A 21,447-nucleotide genomic window follows, 5' to 3' on the forward strand; every position below is an offset into this window, starting at 1 on the left:
CCACGTGCAGCAGCTGATCAACACCGCGCTCGGCGGCCTGACCCTCGGGATGGTGTACGCCGCGTTCGCGCTCGCGCTCGTCCTGATCTGGCGCTCGACGCGGGTCGTGAACTTCGCGCAGGCGCCGATGGCGATGGTGACGACGTTCGTGGCGCTGGTGATCCTCGACGCCGGCTACTCCTACTGGCTCGGCTTCGCCGCCGCCCTGCTCTCCGGCCTGCTGCTCGGCGCGTTCCTGGAGCGGGTCGTGGTGCGGCCGGTCGAGGGCGGCCCGGAGATCAACGCGGTCATCCTCACCCTCGGCCTGTTCATCGTGCTGCACGGGGTGGCGGCGGTCGTGTTCGGCAACAGCTACCGGTCCTTCCCCGCGCCGTTCGGCATCCGCGGGTTCGAGGTCGGCGACCGCACCATCGCGCTGACCGGCTTCGGGGTGTTCACGGTGGTGGCCGTGCTGGTGGTGATGCTGCTGCTGGTCGCGCTGTTCCGGTTCACCGACGTGGGGCTGCGGATGCGCGCGGCGGCGTTCAACCAGGAGGTGGCCCGGCTGCTCGGCGTCCGGGTCGGCCGGATGCTCACGCTGGGCTGGGCGCTGGCCTCGCTGGTCGGCTCGCTCGCCGGCCTGCTGATCGCCGGCGGCAGCCTGGTGCACCCGTCGTACATGGACTCGGTGGTGGTCTACGGCTTCGTCGCCGCCGTGCTCGGTGGCCTCGACAGCCCGGTCGGGGCGGTGGTCGGCGGCCTGCTCCTCGGCCTCTCGCTCAGCTTCGTCAGCGGGTACGTCGGGTCCGGGCTGGTCGCGCTCGCGGCGCTGGCGATCCTGATGGCGGTGCTCACCCTGCGACCCGGCGGGCTGTTCGCGCAGGCGCCGGCGAGGCGGGTCTGATGCGCGCCGTGGCCCGCCTGTGGTCGTCCTCGACCCTGCTGCGGCACCTGCTGGTGGCCGCGGTCGCCCTCGTGGTGGTGCTGCTGGTCCTCGGGGGCGTCAGCGACTTCCGCCGCTTCCAGCTGGCCGAGATGGCCTACCTCGGCATCGCCGCGGGCGGGCTGACCGTGCTCACCGGCCTGAACGGGCAGATCTCGCTCGGGCACGGCGCGCTGATGGCGATCGGCGCGTACACCGCGGCGCTGCTGCTGCCCGACCGCGACGCCTCGGTGCCGCTGCTCGTGGTGGTGCTCGCCTCCGTGCTGGCCACCCTCGTGGTCGGGGTCCTGGTCGGCGTCGCCGCCGCCCGGCTGCACGGCCCCTACCTCGCCGGCGCGACCCTCGCGCTCGCGGTCGCGGTGCCCGGGATCGCGCTCACCTTCAAGGAGCGGCTCGGCGGCGAGCAGGGGCTGCGGGTGGTGCTGCCCGACCCCTCCGAGCCGGTGCTGGACGCGGCGTACTTCCTCACCGGCCAGGAGCTCACGAACAGCGGGTACGTCGCGCTGCTCGCCTGGCTGACCCTGATCGTCACCTACGTGCTGCTCGCCAACCTGTCCCGCAGCCGGGTCGGCCGGCGGTGGCGGGCGGTGCGCGACGACGAGGTCGCCGCCGAGCTCGCCGGGATCGACCTCGGCCGGGCGCGGGTCTCGGCGTTCGTGGTCAGCGCCGCCGCGGCCGGCGCCGCCGGCGCGATGCTCGCGTTCACGGTCCGGCTGGCGGCGCCGAGCAGCTTCACGCTGACGCTCAGCCTCACGCTGCTCGCGGCCGTGGTGCTGGGCGGTCTCGGGAGCCTCGGCGGCGCGCTGGTCGGCGCCGGGCTGCTCACGTTCCTCCCGCAGGTGATCACCGGCCTCGGCAGGGACGCCGGGCTCAGCGACATCCGTGCCGCCGAGCTGGCGCCGCTGATCTACGGCGTGGTGATGGTGCTGGTCGTGCTGGTCGCGCCCCTCGGCCTCGCCGGCGCGCTCCGCGGCGTGCTGCACCGGCGCCGCGCCCGCCGTACCCCGCCCGACCTCGTCCGCGACGCCTCGCCCGCCACCGACCCGGCCCCCGATCCCGAGCTCGACCCAGTCCCCGGGCCCCCGCGGTCCGGCGCCTCCTCCTCCACCACGAAGGGAACACCAGCATGAAACCCAACCTCCGGGGCCCGGCGCCCCTGGCGGGCCTGGTCGGCCTCGTCGCGTCCTCGCTCCTGCTCGCCGGCTGCGGGGCGGGCGACGACCGCGAGGACGACGACGGGGACGGCGGCGGCGCCGCCGACCCGGGCGTCACCGCCGAGTCCGTCACCGTCGGCGCGCACTTCCCGCTCACCGGGGTCGCGGCGCCGGGGTACAACGAGATCCCGACCGGCGCGAAGGCCTACTTCGACTTCGTCAACGCCGCCGGCGGGGTGCACGGCCGGCAGATCGAGTACGTCGTCAAGGACGACGGCTACAACCCGACCAACACCAGCAAGGTCACCAACGAGCTGGTGCTCCAGGACGAGATCTTCGCGATGGTCGGCGGCCTCGGGACGCCGACGCACAGCGCGGTCGTCGACTTCCTCAACGACGAGGGGGTGCCCGACTTCTTCGTCAGCTCCGGGTCCCTGCAGTGGGGCGACGCGGTCGAGGACCGGCCCTACACCTTCGGCTGGCAGCCCGACTACGAGATCGAGGGCAAGGTGATCGGCCAGTACGTCGCCGAGAACATGCCGGACGCGAAGGTCGGGCTCTTCCTCCAGGACGACGACTTCGGCGACGACGCGGAGAAGGGGGTGCGGCAGTTCGTCGACGACCAGGTCGTCGCCGCGGAGCGCTACACCTCCGGCAACACCGACGTCGGCCCGCAGATCGCGGCGCTGCAGGCGGCGGGCGCCGACCTGGTGCTCTCGTTCAACACCCCGTCGTACACCGCGCTCAGCCAGCTGGTCGCGCTCAAGCTCGGCTACACGCCGCAGTGGTACTACAGCAACGTCGGCTCCGACCCGGCCCTGGTCGGGTCGCTGCTCTCGGAGTTCTCCGAGGGCGCGGTGCCGGGCAGCGAGAGCTCGCTCGACGGGGTGCTGACCTCGGAGTACATCCCCGGCGTGGACGCCCCGGACGACCCGTGGGTCCAGCTGTGGCAGCAGGTCTGGGACGAGCACGGCGAGAAGGGCGAGCTCACCAACTACCGGATCTACGGCATGTCGCACGCCTACGCGTTCGTCCAGGCGCTGCAGGAGGCCGGCGAGGACCTCACCCGCGACGGTCTCGTCGAGGCGATGGAGGAGGTGGGCCAGGACCTCGACGGCCCGCAGCTCGCGCCGTACCGCTACAGCGGCGACAGCCACCTCGGCATCTCCGGCCTGCGGCTCGTGGAGCTCCAGGGCGGCGTCGGCGAGCCGCTCACCCCGGTGCTGACCACCGACATCGGCGACGTCGAGATCACCGAGGACGAGTCCGGCCAGGCCGACGACGCGCCCCCCGAGTCCGGCATCCCCGAGTAACCCCCACCCCTGACGCCGAGTCGGCGTGAGTTGCCCGCTCTCCGCGCAACTCACGCCGACTCGGCGGGTCAGGCGCGGCGGGTCTCCAGGACGCGGAACCCCTTGGCGCTGGCGAGTCGGGTGGTCGGCCAGCCGCGGTCGCCGAGCCAGCGCTGGAGCGAGTCGGCGCCGAGGTTCTTGCCGACCACCATCACCGCCCGACCGCCGGGGGCCAGCCGCGGCAGCCAGGTCAGCAGCAGCTCGTGCAGCGCGTCCTTGCCGATCCGGATGGGCGGGTTCGACCAGATCTCGTCGTACGTCGCGCCGGGGTTGACGCCGTCGGGGGTGGTGGCGGTGTAGCGGTGCGCGACCCCGAGCGACGCGGCGTTCTCGTTGGCCAGCAGCACCGCGCGCTCGTTGACGTCGACCGCGGTGACCGTGGCGCCCGGCACCGCCACGGCGACGGCGAGCCCGATCACGCCGTACCCGCAGCCGAGGTCGAGCACGTGCCCGGGGGCGGGCGGCTCGGTCTCGCGGAACAGCACGGCGGTGCCGACGTCGAGCCGGCCCTGCGCGAACACCCCCGAGCCGCTGACCAGGGACAGCGAGCGCCCCCAGACCTCCGCGGTCACGGGCGCGCGCTTGAACGCCACCGACGGGTCGGCGCTGAAGTAGTGCTCGTCGCTCATGCGTCCTCCCGCACGCGCCGGGCGCGGGTCAGCAGGCTGCGGGCGGCGAGCTCGTCGTCGACCGGGTAGGCGACCTCCTCGAGCGTCAGCCCGAGGGCCGGCGCGACCGCGACGCCCGGGTCGCGCCGCTGGGCGTGCAGGACCTCGGCCGCCCACGAGACGGGGCGCCGGCCCTCCCCGACCGAGATCAGGCAGCCGACCAGCGCGCGGACCATGCTGTGGCAGAAGGCGTCGGCGCGCACCGTCCCGACCAGCACCCCGTCGTCGCGGCGCGCCCAGGTGAGGTCGAGCAGGGTGCGGATCGTGGTCGCGCCCTCGCGCTGCTTGCAGAACGACGCGAAGTCGTGGCGGCCGACCAACGGCACCGACGCCTCGTTCATCAGGTCGGCGTCGAGCGGGCGGGCGGCGGCGAGCACGTGCGAGCGCGCCAGCGGGTCCAGCTGCTCGGGGCGGTCGGCGATCCGGTAGGCGTAGCGCCGCCACAGCGCGGAGAACCGGGCGTCGAACCCGTCCGCGGCCTCCGCCGCGCGGCGTACCCGGACGTCGGGAGGGAGCAGACCGTTCAGCCGGCGGACCAGCGAGGTCAGCGGGTCGTCGGCGGACCGCCCGGTCACGGCCTCGAGGACCGCCCGCTCGACGTCGAGGTGCACCACCTGGCCGCGCGCGTGGACGCCGGTGTCGGTGCGGCCCGCGCACGTCACGGAGACCGACGGCACCCGGAGCACGGTCGCCAGCGCCGTGGTGAGCGTGCCCTGCACGGTCCGCAGGCCCGGCTGCCCGGCCCAGCCGTGGAAGTCGCTGCCGTCATAGGCGAGATCGATCCGGAGCCGCACCCGGCCATTGTTCCGTACGCTGGTCCCGTGGCCGCACCGCCCGCGATCGTCCTGGTCTCCGAGCACCACCTCGAGGACCTCCGCGGCGCGTTCCGCCGCTACCAGGACGAGTACGACGTCCGCACGGCGTCGTCGGCCGCCGAGGCCGAGGCGGTCGCCCGGGAGGTCGTCGGGGCGGGCGGCGCCGTCGCGCTCCTCGTCACCGAGTCGGTGCTCCCCGACGCCCACGTCCTGGCGGCGTTCGCCCGGTGGCGGGCGGTGGCGCCCAACGCGCGGCGGATGATCGCGGCCCACTGGCAGCGGTTCATCGCGGATGCCCCGGCGCTCCGCGTGGGCCTGGCCACCGGCAAGTACGACGCCTACCTGCTGATGCCGCGCGGCACGCGGGACGAGGAGTTCCACCACGCCGTCACGGACCTGCTCTCCGACTGGGGCTCGACGGTCGCCGACCCGGAGGTCGTGTCCACGAAGATCGTCAGCCCGGTCCGCGACCGGCTCACCCTGGAGATCCGGGACTTCCTGGACCGGATGGGCATGCCGAACCGGGTCTACGAGCCCGACTCCGAGGGCGGGCGCTACGCCCTCTCCCAGCTGCCGCCGGGCCAGGCGCCGTCGTACCCACTGGTGCTGCCCCTGGGCCGGGCGCCGATCCTCGCCACCTCGGTCAGCGACGTGGCGACGTCGGTCTTCGGCGCGCCCGGCGACCTGGACGTGGCGGGCACCGTCGACGTGTGCGTCGTCGGCGCCGGGCCCGCGGGCCTGGCCGCCGCCGTGTACGCCGCCTCCGAGGGTCTCTCCACGGTCGTGCTGGAGGCCGAGGCCGTCGGCGGCCAGGCCGGGACCAGCTCGATGATCCGCAACTACCTCGGCTTCCCGCGCGGCATCTCCGGCATGCGGCTGGCGCAGCGGGCACGCAACCAGGCGCTGCGGTTCGGCACCCACTTCGTCACCGGCTGGACCGTCGAGGCGCTCGAGCCGGGACCGGTGGGCGGCCCGCACGTGGTCCGCACGGCCGGCGGCGACGTCAGCGCCCGTGCGGTCGTGATCGCCAGCGGGGTCGCCTACCGCAAGCTCCGGGTCGAGCCGCTGGAGCAGCTGGTCGGCAGCGGCGTCTTCTACGGCGCCGCGATGACCGCGGCCCGGGAGATGGAGGGCCGGGACGTCTTCGTGGTCGGCGGCGGCAACTCCGCCGGGCAGGCCGCGGTGCACCTGTCCCGCTTCGCCCGGTCGGTCACGATCCTGGTCCGCCGCCCCGACCTCGCCGAGACCATGTCGCAGTACCTCGTCGGCGAGATCCGGTACAACCCCCGCATCTCGGTCCGGGTCTGCAGCCAGGTCGTGGACGGTGGGGGCGACGGGCACCTGGAGTGGGTGGGCCTGGAGGACACCCGCACCGGCGAGCGCACCCGCCACGACACGCACGGTCTCTTCCTGCTCCTCGGGGCCGAGCCGCACTGCGACTGGGTCCCGCCGCAGGTGGCCCTCGACGAGAACGGCTTCGTCCTCACCGGCCGCGACACCCCGCGCGCGCACTGGGCGGACGGCGTGCCCCCGGCCAGCCTGGCCACCACCGTCCCCGGTGTCTTCGCCGCCGGGGACGTCCGCGCCGGCTCGATGAAGCGGGTCGCCGCGGCGGCCGGCGAGGGGGCCAGCGTGGTCGCGCTCATCCACCGGTGGCTCGCCCCCGCGGAGTCCTGAGGCGGGGCTACCCCAGCTCGTTGCGGTACGGCGGGTCGGCGCCGGGCCGACCGACCACGAGCGCCGCGGCGCGGGCCGCGTGCTGGAGCAGCGCCAGCCGCTCCACGTCCGGGATCGCGGCGAGGTCGTCGCGACGGTCGGCCCCGAGCAGCCCGCGCGTCCACAGCCCGTCGAGCAGCGCCGCCCCGAAGGTGTCGCCGGCGCCGATCGTGTCGACGACCTCCGTGGTCACGGCGGGGACGTCGACCACGCCGTCCCGGGCGACCCAGCTGCTGCCCTCGGCGCCGCGGGTCACGACGACCGCGGCGGGACCGAGGTCCAGCAGCCGGCGGGCCGCCGCCACCGGGTCCAGGCCCGGGTGCAGCGCGGCCAGGTCCTCGTCGCTCGCCTTGACCAGGTCGGCGAGCGCGACCACCGCCTCGACGGCCGCGCGCAGGTCCGGCCCGGTGCCGGTGATCGCCGGGCGGGCGTTGACGTCGTACGTCACCGTCGCGACCGGCCGCATCCGGGCCAGCAGCGCGCGCACCTGCGCGGCCCCCGGCTCGAGGACCGCCCCGATCGAGCAGGCGTGCACGGCGAGCGGCGCCGGGTCGGACGGCACCTCCGCCAGCCGCCACTCCAGGTCGAACTCGTAGGACGCCGATCCGTCGACGGCCAGCGTCGCGCGCGCCGACGCGGTCCGCTCCACCACCTCGGGGTCGACGGCCAGGCGGACGCCGTCGCGGCCGATGTGGGCGGCGACCAGCCCGCCGTACCGGTCGTCGGCGATCGCCGTCGCGAACCGGACCGGCCGCCCCAGCCGGGCGAGCGCGACCGCGACGTTGGCGGCGCTGCCGCCGGCGTGCTCGACGACGCTGCCGTCGGCGCGCTGCACGACGTCGACCAGGGACTCCCCCACCACCAGCACGTCACCGTCCACCCCTCCACCCTAGGCAGGCCCTACGCTCGCGCCATGCAGGTGCACCCGCTCGACGACGCCGCGGCCAGCCCGCCGTACGAGCAGCTGCGCGCCCAGATCGCCGCGCGCGCCACCTCGGGCGACCTCCCCGCCGGCACCCGGCTGCCGACCGTCCGGGGCCTCGCGGCCGAGCTCGGGATCGCCGCCGGCACCGTCGCGCGCGCCTACCGCGAGCTCGAGGCCGACGGCGTCGTGGTCACCGAGGGCCGCCGCGGCACCTTCGTGGCCGCCTCGGCCGCCGCCTCGACCGGCGACGCGCTCGCCGCCGCCCGGACGTACGCCGTGGCCGCGCGCCGGCTCGGCCTCACCCGCGACGAGGCGACCCGCCTGCTCGAGGACGCCTGGTGAGCCGGCTGGCATGATGCGCGCCATGCCCGACACCGCGGACCCCCGCCGGCTCATCCCGATGCTGGCCCTGATGGCCTCCTCCGACGCCGTGGTCGGCCTCGTGCTCGCCGGCATCGGTCTCGCCCAGGACACCACCTGGCTGGTGGTGGCCGGCGTCGTCCTGATCGTGATGGCGGTCGCGGTGGGCAGCTGGACGATCGTGCTCCGCAACCGGCCGACCGGGCGCTGAGGTGCGGTACGTCGTCCTCGGGGCCGGTGCCGTCGGCGGGGTCGTCGGCGGCAACCTGCACCTGGCCGGGATCCCGGTCACGTTCGTCGCCCGCGGCGCCCACCTGGACCGGCTCCAGGAGGACGGGCTGCTCCTCGACCGCGCCGACGGCCGGCACGTGGTCCGCGCACCCGCGGTGACCTCGCCTGCCGAGGTCGCGTGGACCGACGACACCGTGGTGCTGCTGGCGGTCAAGGGCCACCAGACGGCGGCGGCCCTCGACGACCTCGCCGCCCACGCCCCCGCGTGCACGGTCGTGGTCTCCCTGCAGAACGGCGTCGCCAACGAGGCGGCCGTGCTGCGGCGCTTCGCCGCGGCGTACTCCGTCTGCGTGATGCTGCCCGCCACCCACCTCGAGCCCGGCGTCGTGGTCCAGAAGTGCTGGCCGGTGCCCGGCATCCTCGACATCGGCCGGGTGCCGCACGGCGCCGACCCCACCTGCGAGGCGATCGCCGCCGACCTCCGCGCCGCCGGCTTCGAGTCGGTCCCGCGGGCACTGGTGGCGGCCTGGAAGCACCGCAAGCTGCTGATGAACGTCGGCAACGCCGTCGACGCCGTCTGCGAGCCGGGCCCGGCCGCCGACGAGCTGGCCGCGCTCGCCACCGAGGAGGGCGAGCTGGTGCTGCGCACCGCCGGCGTACCGCTCGTCAGCGCCGAGGAGGACCGCGAGCGGCGCGGCGACGTGCTGCGCCGCCGCGACGACCTGCCGGTCCCCGTCGGCGGCTCGACCTGGCAGAGCCTGGCCCGCGGTGCGGTCGACACCGAGGTCGACTACCTGGCCGGCGAGGTCGTCCTCCTCGGCCGGCTGCACGGCGTACCCACCCCGGTCAACGAGCTGCTCCAGCGGGTCGTGCACGAGCACGCCCGCGCCGGCGCCGCCCCGCGCACCCTGGACGCCGCCGGCCTGCTGGAGACCCTGCACGCCGGCTGAGCGCCCCCCGACAACGACACCGGCCCGCCACCCTCGCGGGTGACGGGCCGGCGTACGGCGGTTCTGTGACTCAGGCCTTCGGGTCGTCCTCGGTCGCCTCGGCCTCGGGGGCCGCGGTCTCCTCGGTGCCCTCGACCGGCTCCTCCTCGGCGACGACGCTCTCCTCGAGCGACGCCTCCTCGGTGAGCTCGGTCGGCGGGTTCTCGACTGCGGTCCCCTCGGTGCTGTCCTCGGCGGCGGTCTCCTCGAGGGGAGCCTCCACCGGGGCGGCGGCCGGGGCGGCCTGGGTGGTCGAGCCCGACGGGGCGTAGGCCTCGGTGACCAGCTCGATCACGGCCATGGGGGCGTTGTCGCCCTTGCGGGGGCCGAGCTTGGTGATGCGGGTGTAGCCGCCGGGACGCTCCGCGAAGGTCGGGGCGATCTCGGTGAACAGCACGTGCACGACCGACTTGTCGCGGATGGTCTTGAGGACCTCGCGCCGGTTGTGCAGGTCGCCCTTCTTGGCCTTGGTGATCAGCTTCTCCGCGTGCGGGCGCAGCGCGCGCGCCCGGGACTCGGTCGTGGTGATCCGGCCGTGCTCGAAGAGCTGGGTGGCCAGGTTCGCCAGGATCAGACGCTGGTGGGCCGGGCTCCCGCCGAGGCGGGGACCCTTGGTGGGCTTAGGCATGGTTCTCTCGTTCCTCCCCGGCCGTACCAGGTACCGGGGTAGTAGGCCGGCGGCGGTCGCCGCCGGTCAGGGGGTGGGGCTCAGTACTGCTCGTCCTCGACGAACGCGTCGTCGTCGTCGTCGCCGTACGCCGCCAGGGCCGCCTGCGGGTCGAAGCCGGGCGCGCTGTCCTTGAGGGACAGGCCCATCTCGACCAGCTTGGCCTTGACCTCGTCGATCGACTTCGCACCGAAGTTGCGGATGTCGAGCAGGTCCTGCTCCGAGCGGCTGATGAGCTCACCCACGGTGTGGATGCCCTCGCGCTTGAGGCAGTTGTAGGACCGGACGGTCAGCTGCAGGTCCTCGACCGGGAGGGCGAGGTCGGCAGCCAGCTGCTCGTCGACCGGCGAGGGACCGATGTCGATGCCCTCGGCCTCGACGTTCAGCTCGCGGGCCAGGCCGAACAGCTCGACCAGGGTCTTGCCGGCCGAGGCGATCGCGTCGCGGGGACGGATCGACGGCTTGGTCTCGACGTCGATGACGAGCTTGTCGAAGTCCGTGCGCTGCTCGACACGGGTCGCCTCGACCTTGTAGGTCACCTTGAGCACCGGGCTGTAGATCGAGTCGACCGGCATCCGGCCGATCTCGTTGTCCGCGCCCTTGTTCTGGACGGCGGACACGTAGCCGCGGCCACGCTCCACGACCAGCTCCATCTCCAGCTTGCCCTTGTCGGACAGGGTGGCGAGGACCAGCTCGGGGTTGTGCACCTCCACGCCGGCGGGCGGCGTGATGTCGGCGCCGGTGACCTCACCGGCGCCGGACTTGCGGAGGTACATCGTCACGGGCTCGTCGTGCTCCGAGGAGACGACCAGGCCCTTGAGGTTGAGGATGACCTCGGTGATGTCCTCCTTGACCCCCTCGATGGTGGAGAACTCGTGGAGGACTCCGTCGACCTTGATGCTCGTGACCGAGGCACCGGGGATCGAGGAGAGGAGGGTACGGCGCAGGGAGTTGCCGAGGGTGTAGCCGAAGCCAGGCTCCAGCGGCTCGATCACGAACCGCGAGCGGAACTCGTCGACGGACTCTTCCGACAGGGTGGGGCGCTGTGCGATGAGCACTGAATCTTTCCTTTCCGGGCCCACCCGCTATATGACGGGCCCGAACTGCTGAGGTGACGGAAGTGGTGCTGGTGCACCGGGGGGCGACCCCCGGGCGGTTACTTCTTGGAGTAGAACTCGACGATGAGCTGCTCCTGGACCGGGAGGTCGATCTGGGCCCGGGTCGGGAGCTGGTGCACGAGGATGCGCATCCGGGTGGGGAGCGCCTCCAGCCACGCGGGGACGACGCGCTCGCCGTGGGTCTCGCGAGCCACGATGAACGGGGTCATCTCGAGCGACTTCTCGCGCACGTCGATGATGTCGTGGGCGGTGACCTGGAAGGACGGGATGTTGACCTTCTTGCCGTTCACCAGGAAGTGCCCGTGGTTCACCAGCTGGCGGGCGTGGCGGCGGGTCCGGGCGAAGCCGGCGCGGTACACCACGTTGTCCAGGCGGCACTCGAGGAGCTGCAGCAGGTTGTCACCGGTCTTGCCGGCGCGCCGCGAGGCCTCGACGTAGTAGTTGTGGAACTGACGCTCCAGGACGCCGTAGGTGAAGCGAGCCTTCTGCTTCTCCTGCAGCTGCGAGCGGTACTCGCTCTCCTTGATGCGCGCGCGGCCGTGCTGGCCGGGGGCGTAGGGACGACGCTCGAACGCGGCGTCCCCACCGACGAGGTCGACGCCCAGGCGGCGCGACTTCCGGGTCATGGGGCCGGTGTAACGGGCCATTTCTCAAGTCTCCTGTTCTGGGTGCCGGGATCAGACGCGGCGGCGCTTGGGCGGGCGGCAGCCGTTGTGGGGCGTGGGCGTGACGTCCTGGATGGTGCCGACCTCGAGGCCGATCGCACCCAGGGAGCGGATCGCCGTCTCGCGGCCCGAACCCGGGCCCTTGACGAAGACGTCGATCTTCTTCATGCCGTGCTCCATCGCCCGGCGTCCGGCGGCCTCAGCGGCCATCTGCGCGGCGAACGGGGTGGACTTGCGCGAGCCCTTGAAGCCGACGGTGCCGGCCGAGGCCCACGAGATCACCGCCCCGGTGGGGTCGGTGATGGTGACGATGGTGTTGTTGAACGTGCTCTTGATGTGGGCTTCGCCCTGAGCGACGTTCTTCTTCTCCTTGCGACGCACCTTCTTGGCGCCGGCCGCGGTGCGGCTCTTGGGAGGCATGCAGTTCTCCTGAGGTCTGGTCTAGAAAGCTCGGTGGACGAAGAGATCAGCGCGTCAGCGCCGAATCACTTCGCCTTCTTCTTGCCGGCAACCGTGCGCTTCGGGCCCTTGCGGGTACGAGCGTTGGTCTTGGTGCGCTGACCGCGGACGGGGAGACCCATGCGGTGGCGGCGACCCTGGTAGCTGCCGATCTCGATCTTGCGACGGATGTCAGCCTGGACCTCGCGACGGAGGTCACCCTCGATCTTGTGGTTGGCTTCGATGGCGTCACGGAGCTTGACCAGCTCCTCGTCACCCAGCTGGTGCACCCGGAGGTCCGGGCTCACGCCGGTGTCGGCGAGCAGCTTCTGGGCGGAGGTACGGCCGATGCCGTAGATGTAGGTGAGTGCGATCTCGATGCGCTTGTCGCGCGGGAGGTCGACACCGACGAGGCGTGCCATGTGGCGTTCCTTCTCTGGTTCACAGCGGTTTCGTTCGTGACGCGTCCCGGGTGCTCCCGGGCTCCGGCCGCTGCTCCGGAGGTGATTCGCCGCACGAGGCGGCTAGCAGTCACGATGTGGGTTGTTCAGTTGTGATGGTGCGGCCCTGCTGGGTCTCGATATGCCCTCGCCTAGCGGCTCGGGCTACTCGACCTTGATGCCTTCGGCATCAACCCTGACGCTGCTTGTGGCGCGGGTTCTCGCAGATCACCATGACGCGGCCGTGGCGACGAATCACCTTGCACTTGTCACAGATGGCCTTGACGCTGGGGTTGACCTTCACGAGGAGGTCCTCTCAGATGCTCGGCTGGCTACTTGTAGCGGTAGACGATCCGACCCCGGGTGAGGTCGTACGGAGAGAGCTCCACCACCACGCGGTCCTCGGGAAGGATCCGGATGTAGTGCTGGCGCATCTTTCCGCTGATGTGGGCGAGCACCTTGTGTCCGTTGCTCAGCTCCACGCGGAACATCGCATTGGGAAGGGCCTCCGTGATGGTGCCCTCGAGCTCGATCACGCCTTCTTTCTTCGGCATGTCCTCCACAATCTGTCGATCTGTCCACCGGTGGAGCACCGGGGCCGGTACGGACCGGATCCGGGTGGCCCGGGAACCTCCGGGAGCCTGGGCTCCCGGTGGACCTCGTGCGGCCGTTCCGGGCTCCTCTTCCCGGGCACGCGAACGGGGCGCTCTGGGAGCGAACCGCTAGCGATCCGGGCAGCCGCGAGGCGCCGCGAAACAGACCCACGTTGGGCCGACACACCAGTTTAGTCGGGAACTGCCAGGAAAGACGAATCCGTCCGGTCCTCACCCGGCGAGCAGGCGCAGCGTCTCCTCGCGCGCCGGGCTGCCGGTGGGCTCCGCGCCGACCGCCGCGCCCGCGACCGGGTGGATCATCACCTCGTCCACGTCGTACGTCGCAGCCAGCCGCGCGACCTGCTCGCGGGCCTCGGCCGGACCGCCGATCACCCACCGCGCCGCCATCGCCTCGACGATCTCGCGCTGCCCGGCGGCCAGCTCGACCTTCTCGGCCGCCTCGACCGACACCTGCGGGCCGAGCGGCTGGCCCGTGCGCAGCGCGAGCATCATCAGCAGCTGCGGGAGGGCGCGGCGGCGCGCCTCGTCGGCGTCCTCGGCCACGGAGGCGTTGACGGTCAGGAACGTGCTCGGCTCGGCCAGCTCCGGCGAGGGCCGGAAGGACGAGCGGTACAGCGCGAGGGCCTCGGCGGTGCCGCTGCCGGAGAAGTGGTGGGCGAAGACGTAGGGCAGGCCCTTCTCGGCGGCGAGCCGGGCCGAGTAGTCCGAGGACCCGAGCAGCCAGACGGTCGGCACCGAGGTGGCGACCGGGGTCGCGCGGAGCACGTGGGTGCGGCCCTGGACCGCGAGCCCGACCCCGGCGGCGTCCATCATCGCCAGCACGTTCTCGACGTACTCCGGGAACCGGGAGACCGCCTCGTCGGTGACTCCCCCGGCGCCGTGCCGCAGCGCCCACCCGGTGACCGGGTCGGTGCCGGGGGCGCGGCCGATGCCGAGGTCGATCCGGCCCGGGTACGCCGCCTCGAGCAGCGCGAACTGCTCGGCGATCACCAGCGGGGCGTGGTTGGGGAGCATCACGCCGCCGGACCCGACCCGGATCCTGCGCGTCGCGCCGGCGACCATCCCGATCAGCACCGGCGGGTTGGTGGCGGCGACGGCCGGCATGTTGTGGTGCTCGGCGAGCCAGTAGCGCCGGTACCCGAGCTCGTCGGCCGTGCGGGCGAGCGAGAGCGTGGCGGCGAGGGCGTCGGAGGTGCTCTGGTCCTCGCGCACCGGCACCAGGTCGAGGACGGAGAGGGTCGGCGGGGTCACCCGTGGTGAACGCCCGCCGACCCCGTCCGCATTCCGGGTCGGACCGAGGTCAGTCGACCGGCTTGGGCGCCGGGGGCGCCGTCGTGGTCATCCCGACCTGCTCGTCGTTCTTGGTCTTGCGCAGGCTGAGCACCGCGGTGATCGCCAGGGTGACGATGATGACCGCCAGGCTGGCGAGGGTGGGGATCTCGAAGCCGATCACGTGGCCCTCGTGCAGGGCGTGCACGATCAGCTTCACGCCGATCCAGGCCAGGATGAACGCCAGGCCCAGCGACAGGTAGACCAGCCGCTTGAGCAACCCGCCCAGCAGGAAGTAGAGCTGGCGCAGCCCCATCAGGGCGAAGACGTTGGCCGTGAAGACCAGGTACGGCTCCTGGGTGATGCCGAAGATCGCCGGGATCGAGTCGAGCGCGAACATGATGTCGGTCAGGCCCAGCGCGAAGATCACGATCAGCATCGGTGAGACGACGCGGGTGCCGTTCTCCTTCCACCACAGCGTGAGGCCGCGGTAGTCCTCACCCACGTTGAGCCGCCGCTGGGCGAAGTTGACCATCCGGTTCTCCTCGGGGTGCTCCTCCTCCTCGGAGCGGTAGCTGCGCACCAGCGTGATCGCGGTGTAGATCAGGAACGCCCCGAAGATGTAGAAGACCCAGGAGAAGTTCTCGACCAGCTGGTAACCGACGGCGATGAAGATCGCGCGGAAGATCAGCGCCAGGATGATGCCCACCATCAGGGCTTCCTGCTGGTACTTCCGGGGCACGTTGAGCGCGCTCATCAGCACGATGAAGACGAAGAGGTTGTCGACCGACAGGGAGTACTCGACCAGCCAGCCGGTGTAGAACTCGATGCCGTAGTCGCCGCCGTGGTAGCCCCAGATGAAGGCTCCGAAGGCGAGCGCCGCTCCCACGTAGACGCTCAGCGCGACGGCGCACTCGCGCAGGGACGGCTCGTGCGGCTTGCGGGCGATGACCACCACGTCGAAGAGCAGCACCGCGATGGTGGCCCCGATCGTGATGCCCCACTCAAGGGCAGAGACTTCCACAGGGTTCCTCCTGGTCTGGCGAACGGCGGCATGCCAGAGGTCTCTTCCGCCGCGTGAGCGGCCCACGGCCCCGGACCGGCGATGTCACCGGACGTGCTGACGAGACCGCAGCGAAGGAATACTCCCCTCCTGCGCCTCCATCCTTCCACGTCGTCGGCTGCGACCGCGTGGCCGGCCTCCGACTACCGTCCCCCGAAGGGGACGCCGAGCGCCGTCAGCCGCGCCTCGCCGCCGTCGAGTGCTGTCAGCACCCAGGTACCCGAATCGGTCAGCACGAACGTGTGCTCGTAGTGCGCGGCGGGGCTGCCGTCGGTGGTGACCACCGTCCAGTCGTCGTCGAGCAGGTCGGTCTGCTTGCCACCGAGGGTGATCATCGGCTCGACCGCCAGCGCCAGGCCCTCGACCAGGCGGGGACCGCGGCCGGCGCGGCCGACGTTGGGGACGTTGGGCGGCAGGTGCATCTGGGTGCCGATGCCGTGACCCACGTAGTCCTCGAGGATCCCGTAGGGGCCCTGGGACCGGACGTGGCTCTCGACGGCGTGCGAGATGTCGCCGACCCGGCCGCCGCGGCGCGCTGCCGCGATGCCGAGCCAGAGCGCCTCCTCGGTCACCCGCATCAGCTCCTGGACCTCGGTGGGCACGTCGCCCACCGCCACGGTGATCGCGGCGTCGCCGTGCCAGCCCTGCCCGGACTCGTCGGCGACGATCGCGCCGCAGTCGATCGAGACGACGTCGCCGTCCACGAGCACGCGGGGCCCCGGGATGCCGTGCACGACCTCGTCGTTCACCGACGCGCAGATCGAGGCCGGGAACCCCTGGTAGCCCAGGAACGACGGGGTCGCGCCGGACGAGCGGATGCTGTCCTCGGCGATCGCGTCCAGCTCGGCGGTGCTGATGCCGGGGCGCACCGCGGCACGCAGCACCTCGAGGGTCCGGCCGACCACCAGCCCGGCCCTCCGCATGGCGTCGACCTGCTGGGGGGTCTTGATCTCCAGGCCGCGATCCAGGAAGCCCACGTCCGTCTCCTGTCAGTTGCCGGGTCTCGACACGCCGGTCGCGACCTCGTTCCTCGGTCGCGCGGCTCGCTCGACCACCACCAGCGGATCCGCTGACGCGTCCCCGCTAGCTCTCCGGCATGTCGTCGAGGGCCTCGAAGATCCGCTGGGTGACCTCGTCGACCTCGCCCATGCCGTCGACCTCGCGGCAGATGCTGCGGTCGCGGTAGACCTCGATGAGCGGCTCGGTCTCCTGGACGTACAGCTCCTGGCGCCGGCGGATGACGTCCTCGGTGTCGTCCGCGCGACCCTCGACCTGGGCGCGCTGGAGGAGCCGGTTGACGATCTCGTCCTGGTCGACCGTCAGCACCAGCACCGCGTCGAGCTGGTGGCCGGTGAAGGCGATCATCCCGTCGAGCTCCTCGACCTGGGCGACCGTGCGCGGGTAGCCGTCGAGCAGGAAGCCGCGCTCGGCGTCCTTCTCGTCGATCCGGTTGCGGACCATCTTGTTCGTGACCTCGTCGGGGACGTACTCCCCCGCGTCCATGAAGCGCTTGGCCTCGATGCCGAGCGGGGTGCCCTCGGAGACGTTGGCGCGGAAGATGTCACCGGTGGAGATCGCGGGGATCCCGAAGTGCTCCGCGATGAACTTCGCCTGGGTGCCCTTCCCCGCTCCGGGGGGGCCCATGATGATGAGTCGCATTTACCGCAGGAATCCTTCGTAGTTGCGCTGCTGGAGCTGGCTTTCGATCTGCTTCACCGTGTCGAGCGCGACGCCCACCATGATCAGGATGGACGTGCCGCCGAACGGGAAGTTCTGGTTCGCGTCGATGAGAACCAGGGCGATCAACGGGATCAGCGAGATGAGCCCGAGGTAGAGCGCTCCCGGCAGCGTGATGCGGGACAGGACGTAGGACAGGTAGTCCTCGGTCGGCTTGCCCGCCCGGATCCCGGGGATGAAGCCGCCGTACTTCTTCATGTTGTCGGCCACCTCTTGGGGGTTGAAGGTGATCGACACGTAGAAGTAGGTGAAGAAGACGATGAGCAGGAAGAACGTCGCCATGTACAGCGGGTGCGAGCCGTCGACGAAGTAGTCGTTGACCCAGCCGATCCACGAGGCGCCGCTGTTCTGGTTGAACTGGACCGCCATCGCGGGCAGGTAGAGCAGCGACGAGGCGAAGATGACCGGGATGATGCCGGCCTGGTTCACCTTCAGCGGGATGTACGTCGAGCTGCCGCCGAACATCTTGCGGCCGACCATCCGGCGGGCGTACTGCACCGGGATCCGGCGCTGCGCCTGCTCGATGAAGATGACCGCCGCGACGATGACCAGGCCGATCGCCATCACGATGCCGAAGACCCACCAGCCCTGGCCCTTCTGGACCTGCCAGAGCGCGGTCGGGAAGGTGGCGACCACCTGGGTGAAGATCAGGATCGACATGCCGTTGCCGACGCCGCGGTCGGTGATCAGCTCACCGAGCCACATGATCACCGCGGTGCCGGCGGTCATGGTCATGACCAGCACCAGGAACGTCGCGGTGCCCTCGTCGTGCAGCAGTGGCAAGTCGCAGCCCTGGAGCAGGTTGCCGGACCGGGCGAGCGCCACGATGCCGGTCGCCTGGAGCAGCGCGAGGCCGAGGGTGAGGTAGCGGGTGTACTGCGTGATCTTCGTCTGGCCCGCCTGGCCCTCCTTCTTCAGCGCCTCGAGCCGCGGGATGACCACGACGAGCAGCTGCAGAATGATGCTGGCGGTGATGTAGGGCATGATGCCCAGCGCGAAGATCGTGAGCTGGAGCAGCGCTCCGCCCGAGAACAGGTTGATCAGGCTGTAGAGGCTGGAGTCCTCCAGCCGGTCCACACACGTCTGCACGTTGGCGACGTGGACCCCGGGAGCTGGGATCTGGGAACCGGCCCGGAAGATCACGACGACCAGCAGGACGAACAGCAGCTTGCGCCGCAGGTCCGGCGTCCGGAAAGCGTTGGCGAACGCGCCTAGCACGAGACGATCCTCTTTCTCCAGCAGAAAATCATGGTCTCCGCAGACAGCGGCCAGAAACCCCGCGAAGCCTAACAGGGGCCTGGTGCGGTCTCGGACTCGACGCCCGGTCGGCGTCGCGGGACAGCGAAGGGCGCGGCGGGGCTGCGCAGTGCAGCCCCGCCGCGCCCTTGATCACAACGACTCAGACGAGGGTGGTGGTTCCGCCCGCCGCCTCGATCTTCTCCTTGGCGGACGCGGAGACCGCCTGGACGCTGACGTCGACCTTCACCGAGATCTCGCCCTGTCCGAGGACCTTGACGGGCTGGTTCTTGCGAACCGCGCCCCGGGCCACGAGCTCCTCGACGGTGACAGCGCCACCCTCGGGGAACAGGTCGTTGATCCGGTCGAGGTTGACGACCTGGAACTCCACCTTGAACGGGTTCTTGAACCCCTTCAGCTTGGGGAGCCGCATGTGGATCGGCATCTGGCCGCCCTCGAAGGAGGACGGAACCTGGTAGCGGGCCTTGGTGCCCTTGGTACCGCGACCGGAGGTCTTGCCCTTCGAGGCCTCACCGCGACCCACACGGGTCTTCGCGGTCTTGGCACCGGGCGCCGGGCGCAGGTGGTGCAGCTTGAGCGTCATGTCACTCCACCTCCTCGACCGTCACGAGGTGACGGACCGTGTTGACCATGCCGCGGATCTCCGGGCGGTCCTCCTTGACGACGACGTCGCCGATGCGCTTGAGGCCGAGCGTCCGCAGCGTCTCGCGCTGGTTCTTCTTCAGACCGACGAGGCCCCGGTCCTGGCGGACCTTCAGCTGCGCCATCAGGACGCACCCCCGGCGGGGGCGACGACCTCGGCCCGCGCCCGCAGGAGCGCCGCCGGGGCGACGTCCTCGACGCGCAGACCACGACGGGCGGCCACGGCCTCGGGCTGCTCGAGCATCCGCAGCGCCTCGACGGTCGCGTGCACGATGTTGATCTGGTTCGACGAGCCGAGCGACTTGCTCAGGATGTCGTGGATGCCGGCGCACTCCAGGACCGCGCGCACCGGGCCACCGGCGATGACGCCGGTACCAGGAGCGGCGGGACGCAGCATGACCACGCCCGCGGCCTTCTCACCCTGGACGGGGTGAGGGATGGTGCCCTGGATCCGCGGGACGCGGAAGAAGGCCTTCTTGGCCTCCTCGACACCCTTGGCGATCGCCGCGGGCACCTCCTTGGCCTTGCCGTACCCGACACCGACGAGTCCTTCACCATCACCGACGACGACGAGGGCGGTGAAGCTGAAGCGACGACCGCCCTTCACGACCTTGGCGACACGGTTGATCGCAACGACGCGCTCGATGTAGGCGGTCTTGTCAGCAGCCTGGCCGCCGCGACGGTCGTCGCGACCCCCCTGGCGCCCGCCACTGCGCTGTCCGCGCTGGGCTCCGCTCATGAGACTGTTCCTCTTCTCTTTCTAGCTCTTCGTGCGATCAGAAGGTCAGGCCGCCGGCGCGAGCGCCGTCTGCCAGGGCCGCGACGCGACCGTGGTACTTGTTGCCGGCCCGGTCGAAGACCACGCCGTCGATCCCGGCAGCCTTGGCGCGCTCGGCGACGAGCTCGCCGACCCGCTTCGCCTTGGCGGTCTTGTCACCGTCGGTGCCGCGCAGGTCGGCCTCCATGGTGGAGGCGTAGGCCAGCGTCTTGCCCTCGAGGTCATCGACGACCTGGACGGTGATGTGCTTTGCGCTGCGGGTCACGACCAGGCGCGGACGCTCGGCGGTTCCGGAGACCTTCTTGCGTCCACGCACCTGACGGCGCAGGCGCGCCCGGACGCGGGTCGCGGTGTGCTTGTTGTTCTTCAGTGAGATCGCCATGGGTCACTTACCAGCCTTTCCGACCTTGCGGCGGATCTGCTCGCCGGCGTAACGGACGCCCTTGCCCTTGTAGGGCTCGGGCTTGCGCAGCTTGCGGATCTTCGCGGCAACCTCGCCGACGAGCTGCTTGTCGATGCCCTGGACACCGAGCTTGGTGGGGCTCTCGACGGCGAAGGTGATCCCCTCGGGGGCGTCGAAGATGATCGGGTGGGAGTACCCGAGCTGGAACTCCAGCTGGGTCGGGCCCTTCGACAGGACGCGGTAGCCCACGCCCACGATCTCGAGCTTCTTCTCGTAACCGTCGGTGACGCCCACGACCATGTTGTTGACCAGCGTGCGGGTCAGGCCGTGGAGCGACTTGCTGATGCGATCGTCGTCAGGGCGCTTGACGTCGAGGACGCCGTCGGCCTTCTCGATGGAGATCGGGGCGGCGACGGTGTGGGACAAGGTGCCCTTGGGGCCCTTGACCGTCACCAGCGCGCCGTCGATCGCCACGTCGACACCCGACGGCACCGCGACGGGGAGCTTGCCAATACGCGACATGCTGTTGTTACTCCTTCGCAGTAATCGGGGTCACCAGACGTAGGCGAGGACTTCTCCGCCCACGCCCTTCTGGTTGGCCTGGCGGTCGGTGAGCAGGCCCTGGCTGGTCGAGATGATCGCGACCCCCAGGCCGCCGAGCACCTTCGGGAGACCCGTGTGCTTGGCGTAGACCCGCAGTCCGGGCTTGCTGATGCGGCGCACCCCGGCGATCGAGCGCTCGCGGTTGCGGCCGTACTTCAAGGTGATGGTCAGCGTCTTGCCGACCTCGCCCTCGGCGGGCTCCGCCACGTCGTACGACGTGATGTAGCCCTCCTGCTTGAGGATGTCGGCGACACCCTGCTTGAGCTTGCTGTACGGCATGGTCACCGCATCGTGGTACGCCTGGTTGGCGTTGCGCAGACGGGTCAGCATGTCTGCGATCGGGTCAGTCATCGTCATGGGACGTCGTTCTCTCTCTTCTGTGGTTTCGCACGCCTCGCGGGACGGGCGACCTTCAGCGGTCGTGGGTCCTGGGGTTCACCAGGAGGACTTGGTGACGCCGGGCAGCTCGCCGCGGTGCGCCATCTCGCGCAGGCAGATGCGGCACAGGCCGAACTTGCGGTAGACGGCCTTGGGCCGGCCGCAGCGCTGGCAGCGGGTGTAGCCGCGCACCGCGAACTTGGGCTTGCGGGCGGCCTTGACCCTCAGAGCGGTCTTCGCCAT

Annotated in this window: 29 protein-coding genes; 7 read left to right on the forward strand and 22 right to left on the reverse strand. The window is 71.4% G+C overall.

The features are described 5' to 3' along the window. Positions 1-4 precede the first annotated feature (4 nt). From H4O22_RS17035 to H4O22_RS17045, 3 genes are read left to right on the forward strand one after another with little or no spacing between them, the layout of a single operon-like run. Positions 5-883, forward strand: a complete 879-nt coding sequence (locus H4O22_RS17035; protein WP_182524526.1) for a branched-chain amino acid ABC transporter permease — start codon at positions 5-7, stop codon at positions 881-883. Further along, positions 883-2,052: a branched-chain amino acid ABC transporter permease gene (locus H4O22_RS17040; protein WP_182524527.1), complete on the forward strand. Its 1,170-nt coding sequence runs from the start codon at positions 883-885 to the stop codon at positions 2,050-2,052. The genes H4O22_RS17035 and H4O22_RS17040 overlap by 1 nt, the downstream gene beginning before the upstream one ends. Beyond that, a complete protein-coding gene (locus tag H4O22_RS17045) occupies positions 2,049-3,389 on the forward strand; it encodes an ABC transporter substrate-binding protein (protein WP_182524528.1) in 1,341 nt (446 codons plus the stop codon). The genes H4O22_RS17040 and H4O22_RS17045 overlap by 4 nt, the downstream gene beginning before the upstream one ends. Before the next feature lie 68 nt (positions 3,390-3,457). On the opposite strand, the gene H4O22_RS17050 is transcribed toward H4O22_RS17045, so the two are convergent. Together H4O22_RS17050 and truA are read right to left on the reverse strand one after the other, a co-directional pair. Then, positions 3,458-4,057 (reverse strand): class I SAM-dependent methyltransferase, encoded by a 600-nt coding sequence (locus H4O22_RS17050; protein WP_182524529.1) that lies wholly within the window; start codon positions 4,055-4,057, stop codon positions 3,458-3,460. Beyond that, complete coding sequence (gene truA / locus H4O22_RS17055) at positions 4,054-4,890, reverse strand: tRNA pseudouridine(38-40) synthase TruA (protein WP_182524530.1); 837 nt, start codon at positions 4,888-4,890, stop codon at positions 4,054-4,056. Before truA ends, H4O22_RS17050 begins: the two co-directional genes overlap by 4 nt. Before the next feature lie 27 nt (positions 4,891-4,917). Between truA and H4O22_RS17060 the strand changes: the two genes are divergently transcribed. Beyond that, positions 4,918-6,588 carry an NAD(P)/FAD-dependent oxidoreductase gene (locus H4O22_RS17060; protein ID WP_182524531.1) on the forward strand — a complete coding sequence of 557 codons (1,671 nt, stop codon included), beginning with the start codon at positions 4,918-4,920 and terminating at the stop codon, positions 6,586-6,588. 7 nt (positions 6,589-6,595) lie between these two features. Here H4O22_RS17060 and H4O22_RS17065 read toward each other — a convergent pair whose 3' ends face one another. Continuing rightward, positions 6,596-7,507, reverse strand: coding sequence for a PfkB family carbohydrate kinase (locus H4O22_RS17065; protein WP_182524532.1), 912 nt, complete (start codon positions 7,505-7,507; stop codon positions 6,596-6,598). A 33-nt stretch (positions 7,508-7,540) separates the two neighbouring features. On the opposite strand from H4O22_RS17065, the gene H4O22_RS17070 reads away from it, so the two are divergent. Genes H4O22_RS17070 through H4O22_RS17080 form a run of 3 tightly spaced genes read left to right on the forward strand, consistent with a single transcriptional unit; the run spans position 7,541 to position 9,093 of the window. Further along, positions 7,541-7,894 (forward strand): GntR family transcriptional regulator, encoded by a 354-nt coding sequence (locus H4O22_RS17070; RefSeq protein ID WP_182524533.1) that lies wholly within the window; start codon positions 7,541-7,543, stop codon positions 7,892-7,894. Positions 7,895-7,916: 22 nt separating this feature from the next. Next, positions 7,917-8,123, forward strand: coding sequence for a hypothetical protein (locus tag H4O22_RS17075; protein WP_182524534.1), 207 nt, complete (start codon positions 7,917-7,919; stop codon positions 8,121-8,123). A gap of 1 nt (position 8,124) precedes the next feature. After that, complete coding sequence (locus H4O22_RS17080) at positions 8,125-9,093, forward strand: ketopantoate reductase family protein (RefSeq protein WP_182524535.1); 969 nt, start codon at positions 8,125-8,127, stop codon at positions 9,091-9,093. A gap of 70 nt (positions 9,094-9,163) precedes the next feature. Here H4O22_RS17080 and rplQ read toward each other — a convergent pair whose 3' ends face one another. The 19 genes from rplQ to H4O22_RS17175 form a co-directional block, all read right to left on the reverse strand. Next, positions 9,164-9,760: a 50S ribosomal protein L17 gene (gene rplQ, locus H4O22_RS17085; protein ID WP_182524536.1), complete on the reverse strand. Its 597-nt coding sequence runs from the start codon at positions 9,758-9,760 to the stop codon at positions 9,164-9,166. 80 nt (positions 9,761-9,840) lie between these two features. Then, positions 9,841-10,857 (reverse strand): DNA-directed RNA polymerase subunit alpha, encoded by a 1,017-nt coding sequence (locus H4O22_RS17090; RefSeq protein ID WP_182524537.1) that lies wholly within the window; start codon positions 10,855-10,857, stop codon positions 9,841-9,843. Positions 10,858-10,955: 98 nt separating this feature from the next. Continuing rightward, a complete protein-coding gene (rpsD, locus tag H4O22_RS17095; protein ID WP_182524538.1) occupies positions 10,956-11,564 on the reverse strand; it encodes a 30S ribosomal protein S4 in 609 nt (202 codons plus the stop codon). A gap of 30 nt (positions 11,565-11,594) precedes the next feature. Beyond that, the gene (rpsK, locus tag H4O22_RS17100; RefSeq protein ID WP_090849777.1) at positions 11,595-12,002 is read right to left on the reverse strand and encodes a 30S ribosomal protein S11; all 408 of its coding nucleotides are present in this window, start codon (positions 12,000-12,002) and stop codon (positions 11,595-11,597) included. A 65-nt stretch (positions 12,003-12,067) separates the two neighbouring features. Next, a complete protein-coding gene (gene rpsM, locus H4O22_RS17105; RefSeq protein ID WP_182524539.1) occupies positions 12,068-12,442 on the reverse strand; it encodes a 30S ribosomal protein S13 in 375 nt (124 codons plus the stop codon). A 208-nt stretch (positions 12,443-12,650) separates the two neighbouring features. Continuing rightward, positions 12,651-12,764, reverse strand: a complete 114-nt coding sequence (rpmJ, locus tag H4O22_RS17110; protein ID WP_038272979.1) for a 50S ribosomal protein L36 — start codon at positions 12,762-12,764, stop codon at positions 12,651-12,653. 28 nt (positions 12,765-12,792) lie between these two features. Continuing rightward, positions 12,793-13,014: a translation initiation factor IF-1 gene (gene infA, locus H4O22_RS17115; RefSeq protein ID WP_026145687.1), complete on the reverse strand. Its 222-nt coding sequence runs from the start codon at positions 13,012-13,014 to the stop codon at positions 12,793-12,795. Positions 13,015-13,284: 270 nt separating this feature from the next. Beyond that, the gene (locus H4O22_RS17120; RefSeq protein WP_182524540.1) at positions 13,285-14,325 is read right to left on the reverse strand and encodes an LLM class flavin-dependent oxidoreductase; all 1,041 of its coding nucleotides are present in this window, start codon (positions 14,323-14,325) and stop codon (positions 13,285-13,287) included. A 49-nt stretch (positions 14,326-14,374) separates the two neighbouring features. Continuing rightward, positions 14,375-15,367: a TerC family protein gene (locus tag H4O22_RS17125; protein WP_182524541.1), complete on the reverse strand. Its 993-nt coding sequence runs from the start codon at positions 15,365-15,367 to the stop codon at positions 14,375-14,377. Positions 15,368-15,549: 182 nt separating this feature from the next. Beyond that, positions 15,550-16,383: a type I methionyl aminopeptidase gene (map, locus tag H4O22_RS17130; RefSeq protein ID WP_182524542.1), complete on the reverse strand. Its 834-nt coding sequence runs from the start codon at positions 16,381-16,383 to the stop codon at positions 15,550-15,552. Between the two features lie 106 nt (positions 16,384-16,489). After that, complete coding sequence (locus H4O22_RS17135; RefSeq protein ID WP_182524543.1) at positions 16,490-17,065, reverse strand: adenylate kinase; 576 nt, start codon at positions 17,063-17,065, stop codon at positions 16,490-16,492. Continuing rightward, a complete protein-coding gene (secY, locus tag H4O22_RS17140; protein ID WP_182524544.1) occupies positions 17,066-18,361 on the reverse strand; it encodes a preprotein translocase subunit SecY in 1,296 nt (431 codons plus the stop codon). 181 nt (positions 18,362-18,542) lie between these two features. Continuing rightward, positions 18,543-18,983: a 50S ribosomal protein L15 gene (gene rplO, locus H4O22_RS17145; protein WP_182524545.1), complete on the reverse strand. Its 441-nt coding sequence runs from the start codon at positions 18,981-18,983 to the stop codon at positions 18,543-18,545. Between the two features lies 1 nt (position 18,984). Then, complete coding sequence (gene rpmD / locus H4O22_RS17150; RefSeq protein WP_182524546.1) at positions 18,985-19,167, reverse strand: 50S ribosomal protein L30; 183 nt, start codon at positions 19,165-19,167, stop codon at positions 18,985-18,987. Then, a complete protein-coding gene (gene rpsE, locus H4O22_RS17155) occupies positions 19,167-19,781 on the reverse strand; it encodes a 30S ribosomal protein S5 (RefSeq protein ID WP_182524547.1) in 615 nt (204 codons plus the stop codon). The genes rpmD and rpsE overlap by 1 nt, the downstream gene beginning before the upstream one ends. A gap of 37 nt (positions 19,782-19,818) precedes the next feature. Beyond that, positions 19,819-20,202, reverse strand: coding sequence for a 50S ribosomal protein L18 (gene rplR, locus H4O22_RS17160; RefSeq protein ID WP_182524548.1), 384 nt, complete (start codon positions 20,200-20,202; stop codon positions 19,819-19,821). A 3-nt stretch (positions 20,203-20,205) separates the two neighbouring features. Next, positions 20,206-20,745, reverse strand: coding sequence for a 50S ribosomal protein L6 (gene rplF / locus H4O22_RS17165; RefSeq protein WP_182524549.1), 540 nt, complete (start codon positions 20,743-20,745; stop codon positions 20,206-20,208). Between the two features lie 30 nt (positions 20,746-20,775). Beyond that, a complete protein-coding gene (gene rpsH, locus H4O22_RS17170) occupies positions 20,776-21,183 on the reverse strand; it encodes a 30S ribosomal protein S8 (RefSeq protein WP_182524550.1) in 408 nt (135 codons plus the stop codon). Positions 21,184-21,261: 78 nt separating this feature from the next. After that, a complete protein-coding gene (locus H4O22_RS17175) occupies positions 21,262-21,447 on the reverse strand; it encodes a type Z 30S ribosomal protein S14 (protein ID WP_028636399.1) in 186 nt (61 codons plus the stop codon).

It is taken from the genome of Nocardioides dongkuii (assembly GCF_014127485.1).
Lineage (GTDB): Bacteria > Actinomycetota > Actinomycetes > Propionibacteriales > Nocardioidaceae > Nocardioides > Nocardioides dongkuii.